This window comes from Marinobacter sp., from assembly GCF_033722195.1.
In the GTDB taxonomy this organism is placed as follows: domain Bacteria; phylum Pseudomonadota; class Gammaproteobacteria; order Pseudomonadales; family Oleiphilaceae; genus Marinobacter.
On sequence record NZ_JAWVZL010000007.1, the window covers coordinates 48,193 to 61,785 of the forward strand.

The 13,593-nt window shown below is 63.7% G+C and carries 12 protein-coding genes; 4 read left to right on the forward strand and 8 right to left on the reverse strand.

What is annotated here, in order from left to right:
* Positions 1-768, reverse strand: a complete 768-nt coding sequence (locus R3280_RS02745; RefSeq protein WP_318997048.1) for a GNAT family N-acetyltransferase — start codon at positions 766-768, stop codon at positions 1-3.
* Positions 769-1,125: 357 nt separating this feature from the next.
* On the opposite strand from R3280_RS02745, the gene R3280_RS02750 reads away from it, so the two are divergent.
* Both R3280_RS02750 and R3280_RS02755 read left to right on the forward strand, forming a co-directional pair.
* Positions 1,126-1,863 carry a response regulator gene (locus R3280_RS02750; protein WP_318997049.1) on the forward strand — a complete coding sequence of 246 codons (738 nt, stop codon included), beginning with the start codon at positions 1,126-1,128 and terminating at the stop codon, positions 1,861-1,863.
* A gap of 54 nt (positions 1,864-1,917) precedes the next feature.
* Positions 1,918-3,492 (forward strand): ATP-binding protein, encoded by a 1,575-nt coding sequence (locus R3280_RS02755; RefSeq protein WP_318997050.1) that lies wholly within the window; start codon positions 1,918-1,920, stop codon positions 3,490-3,492.
* Positions 3,493-3,773: 281 nt separating this feature from the next.
* Here R3280_RS02755 and argF read toward each other — a convergent pair whose 3' ends face one another.
* Both argF and R3280_RS02765 read right to left on the reverse strand, forming a co-directional pair.
* Positions 3,774-4,688: an ornithine carbamoyltransferase gene (gene argF, locus R3280_RS02760; protein ID WP_318997051.1), complete on the reverse strand. Its 915-nt coding sequence runs from the start codon at positions 4,686-4,688 to the stop codon at positions 3,774-3,776.
* 59 nt (positions 4,689-4,747) lie between these two features.
* Positions 4,748-5,983 carry an aspartate aminotransferase family protein gene (locus tag R3280_RS02765; protein WP_318997052.1) on the reverse strand — a complete coding sequence of 412 codons (1,236 nt, stop codon included), beginning with the start codon at positions 5,981-5,983 and terminating at the stop codon, positions 4,748-4,750.
* Between the two features lie 345 nt (positions 5,984-6,328).
* Between R3280_RS02765 and grxD the strand changes: the two genes are divergently transcribed.
* Positions 6,329-6,655, forward strand: coding sequence for a Grx4 family monothiol glutaredoxin (grxD, locus tag R3280_RS02770; protein WP_318997053.1), 327 nt, complete (start codon positions 6,329-6,331; stop codon positions 6,653-6,655).
* Between the two features lie 24 nt (positions 6,656-6,679).
* Here the strand turns inward: grxD and R3280_RS02775 are convergent, their stop codons facing one another.
* From R3280_RS02775 to R3280_RS02795, 5 genes are all read right to left on the reverse strand, one after another.
* The gene (locus R3280_RS02775) at positions 6,680-7,462 is read right to left on the reverse strand and encodes a TonB family protein (RefSeq protein WP_318997054.1); all 783 of its coding nucleotides are present in this window, start codon (positions 7,460-7,462) and stop codon (positions 6,680-6,682) included.
* 22 nt (positions 7,463-7,484) lie between these two features.
* Positions 7,485-9,701: a DUF1631 domain-containing protein gene (locus tag R3280_RS02780; protein WP_318997055.1), complete on the reverse strand. Its 2,217-nt coding sequence runs from the start codon at positions 9,699-9,701 to the stop codon at positions 7,485-7,487.
* A gap of 240 nt (positions 9,702-9,941) precedes the next feature.
* A complete protein-coding gene (locus tag R3280_RS02785) occupies positions 9,942-10,544 on the reverse strand; it encodes a Yip1 family protein (protein WP_318997056.1) in 603 nt (200 codons plus the stop codon).
* Between the two features lie 148 nt (positions 10,545-10,692).
* Positions 10,693-11,970, reverse strand: a complete 1,278-nt coding sequence (locus tag R3280_RS02790) for an HlyC/CorC family transporter (RefSeq protein ID WP_318997057.1) — start codon at positions 11,968-11,970, stop codon at positions 10,693-10,695.
* 89 nt (positions 11,971-12,059) lie between these two features.
* Positions 12,060-12,866, reverse strand: coding sequence for an inner membrane protein YpjD (locus R3280_RS02795; RefSeq protein WP_318997058.1), 807 nt, complete (start codon positions 12,864-12,866; stop codon positions 12,060-12,062).
* 156 nt (positions 12,867-13,022) lie between these two features.
* On the opposite strand from R3280_RS02795, the gene R3280_RS02800 reads away from it, so the two are divergent.
* On the forward strand, positions 13,023-13,593 hold a 571-nt coding region (locus R3280_RS02800; RefSeq protein ID WP_318997059.1), incomplete at its 3' end, for a signal recognition particle receptor subunit alpha.

Here is a 13,593-nt window from a genome sequence, read left to right on the forward strand (position 1 = left end):
TCAGGCCTGCTGTTGCTGGCGCATGAAATGGCGGCTGTAACGGCCGGCCAGCTGCTTGACGTCCAGCATCACAAGCAGGTCGGCACAGCGGAAGTCCGGATCCCAGCAGGGCGCGCCGCAGACCCTGGCGCCGAGACGCATGTAGGCCCGGATCAGCGCCGGCACTTCCACCTGCCGGTCATCACTGACCGCATCGGTGAGGTGGGGCAGGGCCCGGTGCGGCGTGACCCGCAGCGCCGGGTCGGTCAGGTAGGTCCGCTGCAGGTGCTGGGTGATACGCCAGGCCTTGAGCCCGCCATCCGACATGCCGATGCTGGCACAGCCGATCAGGTAATCCACCTGCCGTGACATCAGGTATTCGGCCACCGTCGCCCACAGCAGGCTGATGGTGGCGCCGTTGCGGTAGTCCGGGTGGACGCAGGTGCGGCCCAGCTCGGCTACCTGGCCGGGCAGTTGGCGCAGGTTGTCTAGGTTGAACTCGCCCTCTGAATAGAAGCCGCCGGCTTCGCCGATGCGACTCTGGTGCAGCACCCGGGTGGTGGCCACCAGTTCGCCGGTGTGGTTGTCGGTGACCAGCAGGTGGTCACAGAAGGCATCGAAACGGTCGGCGTCCAGGCCGGGCACCTCGCCCCCCAGATCGGACTGGTATTCCCTGGAAAACACCTCGTAGCGCAGACGCTGGGCGGCTTCGATGTGGGCCGGGTCACGGCTGATCAGGGTGGTGAGCCGACGGGCAGGGCGGGCAGCGCGGGCAGTCTGGGCAGTCATGGCTTGGTCTCTTTGTGTCCATTTGTGGACCAGCCTATGAACCGGGTATGACATCGGAATGAAGAAGCCGTGACGGGGGGATGACAACGTCTGCCAGCTTCAATCGATGTGTCGCTGACCGCGTCACATCGTGTAACTATCTTGTGACTCCCTGTATTTTTCTCAACTGCATGTATAATTGCTGTTACCGGAAGTTGTCTGTATTGTCCAATACAAGGGCTTTATTATCAGGCGCTTCAGTCACTATGCTGAGAATCAGTCAGACCGGGTCAGCCGGATACGCAGGGCCCGGTCAAACCAAAGGGTCGGGCGGAATCCCGCGACGCGGTCCCCCGTAACGGAAAAACAAAAGCAGAGATGGACGGCGTGGAACAGACAAACGAGGGTTGGCGTATTCTCATCGTCGAGGACGACGAGAGGTTGGCAGACTTGACGCGGGAGTACCTGGAGAGCAACGGTCTCACGGTCTCCCTGGAATCCCACGGCGGCAACGCGGTCGAGCGAATCCGGCAGGAGCAGCCGGATCTCGTGGTGCTGGACCTGATGCTGCCCGGCGAGGACGGCCTGTCCATCTGCCGCCGGGTGAGGCCTTTCTACTCCGGCCCCATCATCATGCTCACTGCCCGGACCGACGATCTTGACCAGGTACTGGGGCTGGAAATGGGCGCCGACGACTATGTCGGCAAGCCGGTCAAGCCCCGGGTGCTGCTGGCGCGGATACGGGCCCTGCTGCGTCGGGTCAGTGAAGGCTCCACCGGCAGCGATGAGCCCCAGAGCAAGGAAGAGCCGGTACGCCTGCAATTCAACGACCTGGTGGTGGACCGGGCCATGCGGGAAGCCTGGCTCAATGATGAAAGCATCGACCTCACCAGCGCCGAATTCGACCTGCTTTGGCTGCTGGCCAGCAGTGCCGGCCGGGTCCTCAGCCGGGAGGAAATCTTTACCGCCTTGCGGGGCATCGAGTACGACGGCCAGGACCGCTCGATTGACGTCCGGGTCTCCCGCATCCGTCCCAAGATTGGTGACGACCCGGTTCACCCCCGGCGCATCAAGACGGTCCGCAGCAAGGGCTATCTGTTCGTCAAGGAAGCCTGATCTCCAGCACAGGGCATCCGCCAGCGGCGGATGCCGGTTCCCAGGGTGGGCCGTATGCCCCTGAAATTCTTCCTGAAGCTCTACGCCCGTCTGGCCGGTCTGGCACTGCTGGTGGGCCTGCTCTGCGTGCTGCTGTTTCAGGGCGTCAACAGTGTGCGCCTGCAGGCCTGGCAGGAACGCTTTCCGGCGCCCCTGATGCAGTGGCTGGCCACGGTTCCGGACCCTGCCGCCCGCTACCACTGGTTGGCGCCCATCTATGACTTCCAGAGCCACGACCCGGCCACACTGACCCTGTCACCGGTGACCCTTGAGCGCCTGGCCTATGGCCATGTTGTGGCACAGCACACCAGCCTGGGCCTGCGGGTGCTGCGCCATGACGGCGAGGACCGGATCCTGTCCATGCGATTTCGTGACCTCTACAGGGAAGTGTCCGAGGCCACCGGCCTGCTGGTCCTGAATCACCTCAATGCCGTCCTGCCGGCGGAGCGGGACGCCGCCATGGCCAGCCTGGCCGGCTCCCTGGGCGGCAGCATCACCGCCATCGAGGATGCCGCCAACCTGCCGGAGACGGCGGTGCTGGACCGGGTGCTTGAGCGCGAGCTGGCCTACTACCGGCCGGACCACTCCGGCCCGGCCCGGGTGTTGCTGCGGCTCTCCGACGGCAGCCTGGTGCAGTTGCGGATGCCGGCGGATTTCGATCCTTGGGCCTGGCCGATGACGGCGCTTCTGCTGCTGGTCATTGGCGTGGTCCTGGCGGTGGCGCTGATGCTGCTGCTTCGTGGCGTACACCACAACCTGCGGGCGGTGGAGTCGGTGGCGGTGCGCATTGCCCGGGGCGAGATGGACGCCCGCGTGGAAACCTCGGACCGCACCATGGTGTCCCGGCTGGCGGTGGCCTTCAACAGCATGGCGGAGCATATCCAGCGCCTGGTGGGCGTGCAGAGCGAGATGATCCACGCGGTCTCCCATGAGTTGCGCACGCCGGTTGCCCGTATCCGGTTCGGGGTCCAGATGATCGAGGACTGTGACGATGCCGAGACCCTGCAAAAGCAGCTGGAAGGGATCGATGGCGATATCCAGGAGCTGGATGAGCTGATCGATGAGATCCTCACTTACGCCCGGCTGGAGCAGGGCGGGCCGGTGTTCTCCCTGCAGGACCGGTCGGTGACGGAGATCGTGCGCCAGGTGGTGGACGAGCAGCGGCTGATCCACACGAAAGTGACCATCGAGCCGGAGATCCCGGAGGCGTCAGAGCGCTGGGCCCACGCGGACGTGGAACCCCGCTACCTTCACCGGGCGGTGCAGAACCTGGTGGGCAACGCGGCCCGCTATGCCGCCAGCCGGGTGCGGGTGAGCTGTCACCTGGATGAGCAGACCTGCCGCATCGACGTGGAGGATGATGGCCCCGGAATCCCGGAGCAGGACTGGGAGAAAGTCTTCACCGCCTTTGCCCGCCTGGACGACAGCCGCACCCGGACATCAGGGGGCTATGGCCTGGGCCTGTCCATCGTGCGGCGGATTCTCTACTGGCACGGGGGCCAGGCCTTTGTGAACCGCAGTGACGATCTCGGCGGCGCCCGCTTCAGCCTGGTCTGGCCACGCCGCAAACCGGATGAGCTGGATTTGTGAACCAGGCCACGCCGGCTAACGGGATGTAACAAACGGACTACACAACCACCACTGACGCCGTCCGGCGGCCGGGCAATACTGGCAGTCGTAAGGGATGACTTTTGAGGTTGTAGTTCTTACGAACTTTCCTTGTTTCATTCGTCATTTGAGGGCCGGAGTTTCCGGCCCTTTTTTTATGCCTGGCAATTAGACTCCGCAGTCACCGCCGGTATCGCCCTAACTGACCGAGAGGCTGTTCAGTCCAAACAGCCATCCCGGCCAGGCCGGGACAGCCATGGCATTCAGTCCAGTCTGCCGAGGATCAGGAACTCCAGCAGCGCCTTCTGGGCGTGCAGACGGTTCTCCGCCTCCTCCCACACCACCGAACCCGGATGCTCCAGCATGTCGTGTGAGATTTCCTCGCCGCGATGGGCCGGCAGGCAGTGCATGAACAGAGCGCCCTTGGCGGCCACACCCATCAGTGCAGGGTTGACCTGGTAGCTGGCAAACGTCCTGGCTCGGGCGGCCTGCTCGTCTTCCTGTCCCATGGAGGCCCAGACGTCGGTCACCAGCAGGTTCGAGCCCCGGGCGGCCTCCATGGGGTCGTAAATCACCTGCACCCGGTCACCGGCCTCGGCCAGCAGGTCCGCCCTGGGCTCGTAACCGGGCGGGCAGGCGATGCGGAGCTGGAAATCGAACTGCTGTGCAGCGTTGATGTAGGAGTTGCACATGTTGTTGCCGTCGCCCACCCAGGTCACGGTGGCACCCTTGATGTTGCCCCGGTGTTCCCGGTAGGTCTGCATGTCCGCCAGCAACTGGCAGGGGTGGTAGTCGTCGGTGAGGGCGTTGATCACCGGTGCCTTGGAGACCGAGGCGAAGCGGGTGACGGTCTGGTGGTCGAAGGTGCGGATCATGACCGCGTCCGCCATGCTGGAGATCACCCGGCCGGAGTCCTCGATGGGCTCGCCGCGGCCAAGCTGGGTGTCCCGCGGCGACAGAAACAGGGCGGCGCCGCCGAGCTGGGTCATGCCGGCCTCGAAGGACACCCGGGTGCGGGTCGAGGACTTCTCGAAAATCATCGCCAGGACCCGGTTCTTGAGGCTGTCCCGGACCTCGCCGGCCCGCAGGCTGCGCTTGAGCTTGCTGGCGTGATCCAGGAGCGCGTCCAGCTCTTCCAGGGAAAGGTCGTTGAGGGTCAGGAAGTGTCTTACTGGCATGGCGTTGCCCTTAGTGAATTCATCGGTCTGGCTGGCATGGAATGGGTTCCGGCGGCGGCTCAGTGCCGGGTGATGCCGCGCCCGCCGGGAGGAGGTGCGGTTCTGGGTCGCTGACGGTCGTCGCCGGCGTAGAGTTTTATGGTCTGGATGATCCGGTCCACCATGTAGCGGGCCTCGTCATCGGTGAGGGTGAGCGGCGGTAGCAGCCGGATCACACACTCGGATGTGACGTTCAGCAGCAGACCCCGGGCCTTGGCCAGGGGCACAAGTTCGGGGCAGGGCGTGCGCATCTCGATACCGATCATCAGCCCCAGGCCCCGCACCTCGCGAACGTACTCGGCACCGGCGAAGGCCGCCCGCAGCTCGTCGAGGATGCGCGCCCCCAGCTCCGTCGCCCGGGCCATCAGCTTGTCCCTTTGCAGTGTCTGCAGGACCGCCAGGGCGGCGGCACAGGCCAGGGCGTTGCCGCCAAAGGTTGAGCCGTGGTGGCCGGGCTGGAACACCTGTGCGGCCTTGCCCCGGGCCAGGCAGGCACCGATCGGAAAGCCGTTGCCCAGACCCTTGGCGGTGGTGATGACGTCGGGCAGAACGCCGTAGTGCTGGCAGGCAAACAGCTGGCCGGTGCGACCGTTGCCGGTCTGCACTTCGTCCAGCATCATCAGCCAGCCCTGGCGGTCACACAGCGCGCGGACGTCATGCAGCCACTGCCGGTCGGCCAGGGTCATGCCGCCCTCGCCCTGGACCGGTTCCAGCAGCACCGCGGCAATGCTGGGGTCGGAGTCCGCCAGGCTTTGCAGAGCCGCGATGTCGTTGAACGGCACCCGCCGGAAGCCGCTCACCAGCGGCTCGAAACCGGCCTGGACCCTGGCGTTGCCGGTGGCGGTGAGGGTGGCCAGGGTGCGGCCGTGAAACGAGCGCTCCATCACCACGATGGTGGGCGATTCGATGCCGCGGTTGTGGCCGTAGAGGCGGGCCAGCTTGATGGCGGCTTCGTTCGCCTCGGCACCGGAATTGGCCAGAAACACACCGTCCATGCCGGCCAGGGTGCACAACTGCTGCGCCAGTTCGTGCTGGATGGAGGTGTGGAACAGGTTGGAGCAGTGCATCAGCTTGGTGGACTGGGCGCTAATGGCCTCGGTGACCGCCGGGTGGGAGTGGCCCAGGCCACAGACCGCGATACCGGAGAAGGTGTCGAAATACCGATGGCCTTGGGTGTCGAACAGCCAGGGGCCCTGCCCGTGATCGAACACGATGGGCAGTCGTCCATAGGTGTTGAGCAGCGGTTGGTCCGCCATGACAGATCCCCGTGGTACCGTGCATTCCGGAAACGACAATAGGCCGGGCTGCGGAGGACCGCACCGGCGAGAAGCGTGACGGGAACGTTTCGGAAGGCCCGTATTTCAGGCAAGTGCACAAGTCTAGCGGTTAACCCTTACGAAGACAACGCCGCCAGCCCTGCCGGGCGCTGCGGGAGAGTTTTGCGGTGCACGGCGGGGCAATCGGACGCTGGGCACTTGGAGCCGCTTTGTCGCGGTGTGTACAATGGACGCAATGACGCAGGTCAGCCAGAAAAGTGCAACTGCCGGGTGCAACACGGCCAGAGCCACTTTCTAATCTTACGATTCAGAGGTGACAGATCCATGGATATCAACGAAACCATCAAGAGCCAGCTGGAAGAGAACCCGGTGATCATCTACATGAAGGGATCGCCCCAGGCGCCGCAGTGCGGCTTTTCCGCCAAGACCGTGCAGGCCCTGATGGCCTGTGGCGAGCGTTTCGCCTACGTGAACATCCTGGACAACCAGGAGCTTCGCGAGGGTCTGAAGGTCTACTCCAACTGGCCCACCTACCCGCAGCTTTACGTCAACGGCGAGCTGGTTGGCGGCTGTGACATCGTCCTGGAGCTGTCCGAGTCCGGCGAGCTGGCCGAACTGGTGAAGGGCGCGGCCAGCAAGGCCGAGGCCTGATCGCAGACTGCGGGTGCGCCGCCCTCAACCGGGCGGCGCCGACTCCAGATGGAATTCGATCCGGTAGCGCAAGGCGCCGGATCGCTGTGACGCGGGCGGCTCCGGATAGGGGCTTGCCCGCAGCGCGGCCCGCAAGGCCGACCGGTCCAGGTCGACGAAACCGGAGCTGCGGATAACCCGGGCGTTCACCAGGGCGCCGTTCCCCATCAGCTCCAGTTCCAGCTCCACCGGCTTGAGCGCCTCACGCGCTGGTGCTCCCGGCAGCCTTACCCTCTGCTGACCCATCTGTGCCGAAATGCGGCGGGCCAGCGCCTGCCGGTAATCGGGTTCCTGCTTGCTGCTTTTGGTGGCCAGTTGGCTGGTCCTGGCGGTGTCCGGCCCATCGAAAGGCGAACTCCGGCCCTGCTGGCGTTGCTCACTTGCGGCGCTGGCGGACTGGCTCGGGGCGGGCTGCTGGTCCGGTTGCCGTCGCGGTGCTTTTTCAGGCTGCGCCTGGGGCGTCGGCGCCAGGGGTTGGCCGGCCCCGGCGACGGGCTCTTTGCGCGCTAACGGTGTCGCTTCCGGCGGGTCGGAAGGGCGTGAAGCGCGGAGCGGGGTGCTGGCCGTGCTGGTCGTGGGATGCGGGTCGCCGGCCGCCACCAGGGTCAGTTCCACGCGCGCCGGCTCAGGGGTCTGCAACTGAGGCAGGTGCAGGGCAAGAGCGGCGCCCAGCAGCGAGTGCAGGAAGAGTGCCAGCGAGAGCGCCAGCAGGATGCGATAGGCTGCCGGCAGGCCATAGTGGCTGCCGGCCTTTGCGGGTGGACCCATGGAGCGATCGATAGCGCCCGGCCTAAGCGCTCTTGCGCCGCAAGCTACCCATGACGGCGTCCAGGGCCCGGTCAATGAGGGCGCCCTGCTCGAGGGTGGTGAGTCGGCCGCGGCGCATCTCGTGAGCCAGTTCGGTGCGGGTTTTCTCGATCACCTTCAGGCCCATGCGGTTCACGAAGACAAAGCAGTCGGCCTCTTCAATGACCGCGGAGAGCTTGCAGCGGAAGGTGGTACCGTTGACCAGCTTGAACTCGACCCAGTGGCCGATTTCGATGCTGTCCACCTGGGTGACGTACTCGGCGATGGCGGCGTCCTCCAGCTCCTGCTGGCGCTCGATGGCGGTCTGCTGGACGGTCGGGATCTCGGGCTCCGGCTCGGGCTCCGGCTGGCTATCCCGGGCTTCGGCCAGGGCGTGAGCTCGGAAGGCCTCGGTCAGCTCGTGCTTGAGGTCCGACATCATGTCGTCCAGCTTGGTGCTGTTGTAGGAAACCTCCTCCAGCCCGGCCCGCAGGGCCTTGAGCAGGCCCGGAACCACCCGCACCCACTGATCCCGCTCCTCATCCTCCAGGTGCGGATGCAGACACCAGATCAGGTCGTCCACCACCCGAACCGCCTGATTCCAGCGATGCTCCACGTCGTTGCGCAGGTAGGCCAGGAACATGACCCGGCTCCAGCCATTGAACAGGATGTCGCGGATGGACTCCGGCACCCGGTGGCGGGCCAGTTTCTCGTTGAGGAGCTGGTCGACGGTTTCCTGGGCCTTCTGGGACTTGATGCGGCCACGCTCGGACTCCCGGGTGCGCTGTTCCACCAGGCTGGCCTTACGGTTCTCCCGTGCCAGGAACTGGTCGAACTCGTCGCCGAGTTTCTCGAACAGCGTCACGTCGCCGTCAAATTCATTGAGAATGCGCAATACCGTGGAGTGGATCTGCTCGTAGAGCTTGTCCCGTGTCTTCTCGTCGCTCTCGCTCCAGCCGATGCCTGCCCGGGCCAGGGAGTTGAGCAGCTTTCGGGCCGGATGATTGGCCTTGCTGAAGAAGGCCTTGTCCTTGATCACCACCTTGAGGATGGGGATCTGTAGGCGGCTGATCAGCACCTGGATCGGCGCCGACAGGTTGTAGTCGTCCAGGATGAACTCGAACAGCATGGACACCAGGTTGATCAGGTCCTCGTCCATCTCGTTCAGTGCCGGCTTCTTGCCGTCGGCAGTCTGGGTCCGGCTGAGCAGTTGGGTGACCACTTCCTGCAGGTCGAGGATCACCGGCTCGCCGGCACTCAGGTTGGCGCGCGCCTGGGGACCCGGTTCCTGGGGCAGGTTGGTCAGCAGCTGGACCAGCTCGCTGCCGCCTACCACATGGAGTGTGGGGTCCGCGGACCTGGGCTGCGGGCTGCCGCCACTTGCCCTCTGCTGGGCCAGCATCTGGCGGATCTGCTCGAACAGGGCGTCGTCCTGGTAGCTGGCGCTGTCTTCGGAAACCGCGCTGCTGCGCGCTTCCGGGCTGGCGGGGGTGCCAGCGGTCTTGCGCTGGACCTGCTCGCCGGCCTTGCCATGGAAGCGGAAGTTGGGGATGACCCCGGCCTGGGCCAGGATGCGATTGGCCTCGTCAAGCAGCATGCCCAGGTTGGAAACCACGTAGCGATCGAATTGCTTGAGTACGATCAGGCGTTCGCGGATCTGGATTTCCAGCGCCTGAGCCGCCTCGACAAAGGCGCCACACAGATGCTCCGGCGCCATCGGGTTGACAGGGTCGGCGTCGCTGGCGCCAGGGTAGACTTCGCTGAAACGGGCCTGGAGCTGGATCAGCGGGCCCTGGAAATAGGCCCGGGACTTGGTCACCATGGCATTGAGCGCGACCTGTTCTTCCAGGTCGTCGTTGTGCACCAGGGAGAGGCTGTCTGCGGTAGCGGCGGTTTTCTGCTCGGTGCCGGTGAGGCCGGTGGATCGGGGCGGATGGCTGAACAGGTGACCCACGGCGGACTGGAAGTGTTTCTCGATGCCCTTGCGCTTGATGCGGATCTCACGCATGGCTTCAAAGTAACGGTTCTGTTCGTTGTTGCTGCGGGCATTGTTGGCCAGCTCGAACAGCGAATCGTCGACCGCGTCGAACGCACCCTGGAGCAGATCCCCCAGTCCGGCAACCACCGTATCACGGATACGGATGATTTCTGGAGACAAGTGTGCCACACCTCCCGACGCCTTATGCTCGTGGAGATAATGTATGCCGGACTGCTTCTTCATGGCCGACTCCTGTTACGCCTCAACCGGATACATGACCGAGCGTTCTTCCTTATCGCGCCTTGTGACGGCGCTATTTTGTCGATTCCGCGTTTTTATCGACTTCGCTTTGGTTCTAATCTACCTCAATTTCGTCGGCAGAAACATGACGAAATACTTACGGTGATACCATTGTCAGAACTGAATCAGGGTAGCCCTATGGCTACCCTGACGGTTTTCTCGGTCTGTCAGGTCAGGTGGCCACTAGCTGACATAGACCGGCCCGACGCCCATGCTCCAGATCACTACGCTGATGGCCAACAGGCTCACAAACATGACCAGTCCGACGGTCAGAACCGATGAGGCAAACATGAAGCCGCGCTCGGCCGGGATCTTCATCAGTATCGGCAGGCCCTCGTAAAGGAGGTAGACGGAGTAGGCCACAGCCACCAGTCCGGCCATCATGTTGACCCAGATGTTCGGGTAGACCGCAATCACGCCCATCAGGAAGATCGGTGTCGCGGTGTAGGCAGCCAGGATCACGCCCCGGGGCTTGTCGTCCTTGACCTCATAGGTGGCCGCGAAGAAGTCGATGAAGCGGCCAAGGATGTAGATGCCCGCCAGCATGGCGGCGTAGAAAAGCACGCTGAGCTGGAGGGCGCTGGATTCGGTGAGCCGGATGATCTGGCCGTCACCAATCTGCCAACCTACCTGGGTGGTACCGTAAAAGCCTGCCGCAGCAGGAATCAGTGCCAATAGAAGCACGTGTCCGACGTACAGCATGCTGGTGGATTCGGAGTGATTCCGAATGGCTTCCCACTCACGGTCAGGGTGGGTCAGCAATCCAACGGTGTGGCCTAGACTCATGGATAAACTCCTGTTGTTATTATGGTGCTACGCCATCCCAGTGTTGGGTGTTCGGGCCAGGCAGGTCAAGAAAATGAATGAATTTTGATCTTTCTAAGAACGGCCTGGCTATAACTCGATCGTATATGGCGCCCAGGCCGCGCCGGGATCAGGTCGGGCGCTTCTTGCGCCGGGGGGCGGGATGCACAATGGCGGCCTTGACCACGTTGTCCTTTATCTGGAGCACTTCCACCCGGTGGCCCTTGATCTTGAGGCAGACGTTGGTCTCGGGAATGTTCTCCAGGGTTTCCATGATCAGGCCGTTGAGGGTCTTGGGGCCGTCGGTGGGCAGCTTCCAGCCCAGGGTCTTGTTGATGGTGCGCACCGCGGCGGCACCGTCGATGATGTAGGTGCCGTCGTCCTGGGGGATCACGTCCGGGCTTGTGGCGGCGTAGTCGGTGGTGAACTCACCGACAATCTCCTCCAGGATATCCTCCAGGGTGGCAATGCCGAGCACGTCGCCGTATTCGTCCACCACAATGCCGATGCGGCGCTTGGCCTTCTGGAAATTGATCAGCTGGGTATTCAGCGGCGTGCTCTCGGGAATGAAGTAGGGCTCCCGGCACAGCTGCATGATCATCGCCTTGTTGATGTCCTCCTGCATCAGCAGCTTGGAGGCGTTTCTCAGGTGCAGCATGCCCTGGATGTTGTTGATGTCGCCCTTGTACACCGGCAGGCGGGTATGCTGGCTGCTGCGCATCTGGCGCAGAATGTCGTCCATGTCGTCTTCCAGGTCGACCCCCACGACCTCATTGCGGGGCACCATGATGTCGTTCACCGTGACCTTTTCCAGGTCCAGGATACTCACCAGCATGTCCTTGTGCTTGCTGGGAATCAGGGCGCCGGCCTCGTTCACCAGGGTGCGCAGTTCCTCCCGGCTGAGATGGTCGGTGGCTATGTCCTTGGCGGAGGCGCCGATCAGTTTGAGGATCATGCCGGTGAACAGGTTGACCAGCCAGACCACCGGGTAGAGCACTTTCAGCAGCGGGCCGAGGATATGGCTGGCGGGAAAGGCGATTTTCTCCGGGAACAGGGCCGCCAGGGTCTTGGGGGTGACCTCGGCAAAGATCAGGATGACGATGGTGAGCAGCAGGGTGGCAATCGCAATGCCGGCATCCCCCCAGATGCGGATGGCGATGACGGTGGCGATGGACGAGGCCAGAATATTGACGAAGTTGTTGCCGATCAGGATGACGCCAATCAGCTGGTCGGTCCGCTTGAGCAGATTGTTCGCGCGCCTGGCGCCCTTGTGGCCGGTCTTGGCCAGGTGCTTCAGCCGGTACCGGTTCAGGGACATCATGCCGGTTTCCGAGCTTGAGAAGAACGCCGACAGGACGATAAGTCCCACCAGCAGGCTGAACAGCGCCGTAAGCGATGCCTCGTTCAAGAAGACGGATCCTTTTATTGCGGATAAGGAGCGAAAATAGGTGGGTGGGCGGGCCGGTGTCAAGGCGGCCGTCCGGGGTCAGGCCGGTTTCAGGCCCCGTTCCGGAAGATCAGCTCCAGGACGAACTTGCTGCCGAAGAAGCCCAGCATCAGCAGCGCGCAGCCTGCCAGGGTCCAGCGGCTGGCGGTCATGCCGCGCCAGCCCTGGGTGTAGCGGCCCACCAGCAGGGCCACGAAAACCGTCAGCGAGATCAGCGAGAACAGGGTCTTGTGGGCCAACTGCTGGGCAAACAGGTCCTCGACAAATACGGCGCCGGTGGTAATGGCCAGTACCAGCAGGATGACTCCGGCCCAGACCATCTCGAAAAGCAGCGACTCCATGGTCTGCAGCGGCGGCAGGTTACGCACCAGCAGGCTGTTGTAGTTGTGCTTGAGCTGACGGTTCTGGATGTAGAGCAGGGCCGCCTGGGCCGCCGCCAGCGTGAACAGGCTGTAGGCCGTTACCGACAGGGCGATGTGGGACAGCATGCCCCAGTTGTCTTCCGACACGAAACGGGGCGGTGACTGGAACAGCAGGGCAAACACAATGGTCAGGCCGGCCATGGGGTAGATGCCAAGGAACAGGCTCTGGACCGGTTTGCGCAGGTTGAGGGCCAGCAGCAGCGCCACGATCAGCCAGGAAATCAGCACCGCGCTTTGAAAAAAGCCCAGATTGAAGGCACCCTGTTGCCTGACAGTTTCCCAGATCAGCGCGCCATGGCTGACCAGGGCCAGTACCCCCACCAGGGTGGAGACGCCAAGGCTGGTGTGGACCCGGCCACGGAAGCTCAGGGCCTGAAGTGCGGTGCCAATGCTGTAGAGGAAAAGAGTGGTGACCGCAAGAATCAGGGTTCCCATGACATCCTTAACGTCAAATTTCAGGGTGGCGCAGGCCATGCCGTTGTCAGAAATGACCGGGGCGGTCGTTTCAGCGCGTCAGTCTGGGTATAATGTCGCGATTGTGCAACCGGAATCAACCGGTTCCCATACGATTCGGGAGTGCTGAGTACCGCCATGTTTGAGAACCTGACCGACCGCCTGTCTGGCAGTCTGAGGAAGATTTCGGGCCAGGCCCGCCTCACCGACGACAATATAAAGGAGACGCTGCGGGAAGTCCGCATGGCGCTGCTGGAGGCGGACGTCGCCCTGCCGGTGGTCAAGGAGTTCGTGGAGGGCGTGCGCGAGCGCGCCATCGGCCAGGAGGTCATGCGCAGCCTGACGCCGGGCCAGGTTTTCGTGAAGGTGGTGCAGGAGGAGCTGGAACGGGTCATGGGTTCCGGCACCGAGCGCCTCAACCTGGCGGTGCGGCCACCGGCGGTGATCATGATGGCGGGCCTGCAGGGTGCCGGTAAGACCACCACCGTGGCCAAGCTGGCCCGCTACCTGCAGGAGCGCGAGAAGAAATCGGTGATGGTGGTCAGTGCCGACGTCTACCGTCCCGCCGCCATCCGTCAGCTTGAGACCCTGGCCGGCGAGGTGGGCGCCACCTTCCATCCCAGCCACGAGGACCAGGACCCGGTCGCCATTGCCGAGGGCGCCATCGACGCCGCCCGCAAGAAGCACCTGGACGTGGTGATCCTGGACA

Coding starts and splice junctions, on each gene's coding strand:
- R3280_RS02745 (WP_318997048.1), bottom strand. CDS start 768: ATGACTGCCCAGACTGCCCGCGCTGCCCGCCCTGCCCGTCGGCTCACC.
- R3280_RS02750 (WP_318997049.1), top strand. CDS start 1,126: ATGGACGGCGTGGAACAGACAAACGAGGGTTGGCGTATTCTCATCGTC.
- R3280_RS02755 (WP_318997050.1), top strand. CDS start 1,918: ATGCCCCTGAAATTCTTCCTGAAGCTCTACGCCCGTCTGGCCGGTCTG.
- argF (WP_318997051.1), bottom strand. CDS start 4,688: ATGCCAGTAAGACACTTCCTGACCCTCAACGACCTTTCCCTGGAAGAG.
- R3280_RS02765 (WP_318997052.1), bottom strand. CDS start 5,983: ATGGCGGACCAACCGCTGCTCAACACCTATGGACGACTGCCCATCGTG.
- grxD (WP_318997053.1), top strand. CDS start 6,329: ATGGATATCAACGAAACCATCAAGAGCCAGCTGGAAGAGAACCCGGTG.
- R3280_RS02775 (WP_318997054.1), bottom strand. CDS start 7,462: ATGGGTCCACCCGCAAAGGCCGGCAGCCACTATGGCCTGCCGGCAGCC.
- R3280_RS02780 (WP_318997055.1), bottom strand. CDS start 9,701: ATGAAGAAGCAGTCCGGCATACATTATCTCCACGAGCATAAGGCGTCG.
- R3280_RS02785 (WP_318997056.1), bottom strand. CDS start 10,544: ATGAGTCTAGGCCACACCGTTGGATTGCTGACCCACCCTGACCGTGAG.
- R3280_RS02795 (WP_318997058.1), bottom strand. CDS start 12,866: ATGGGAACCCTGATTCTTGCGGTCACCACTCTTTTCCTCTACAGCATT.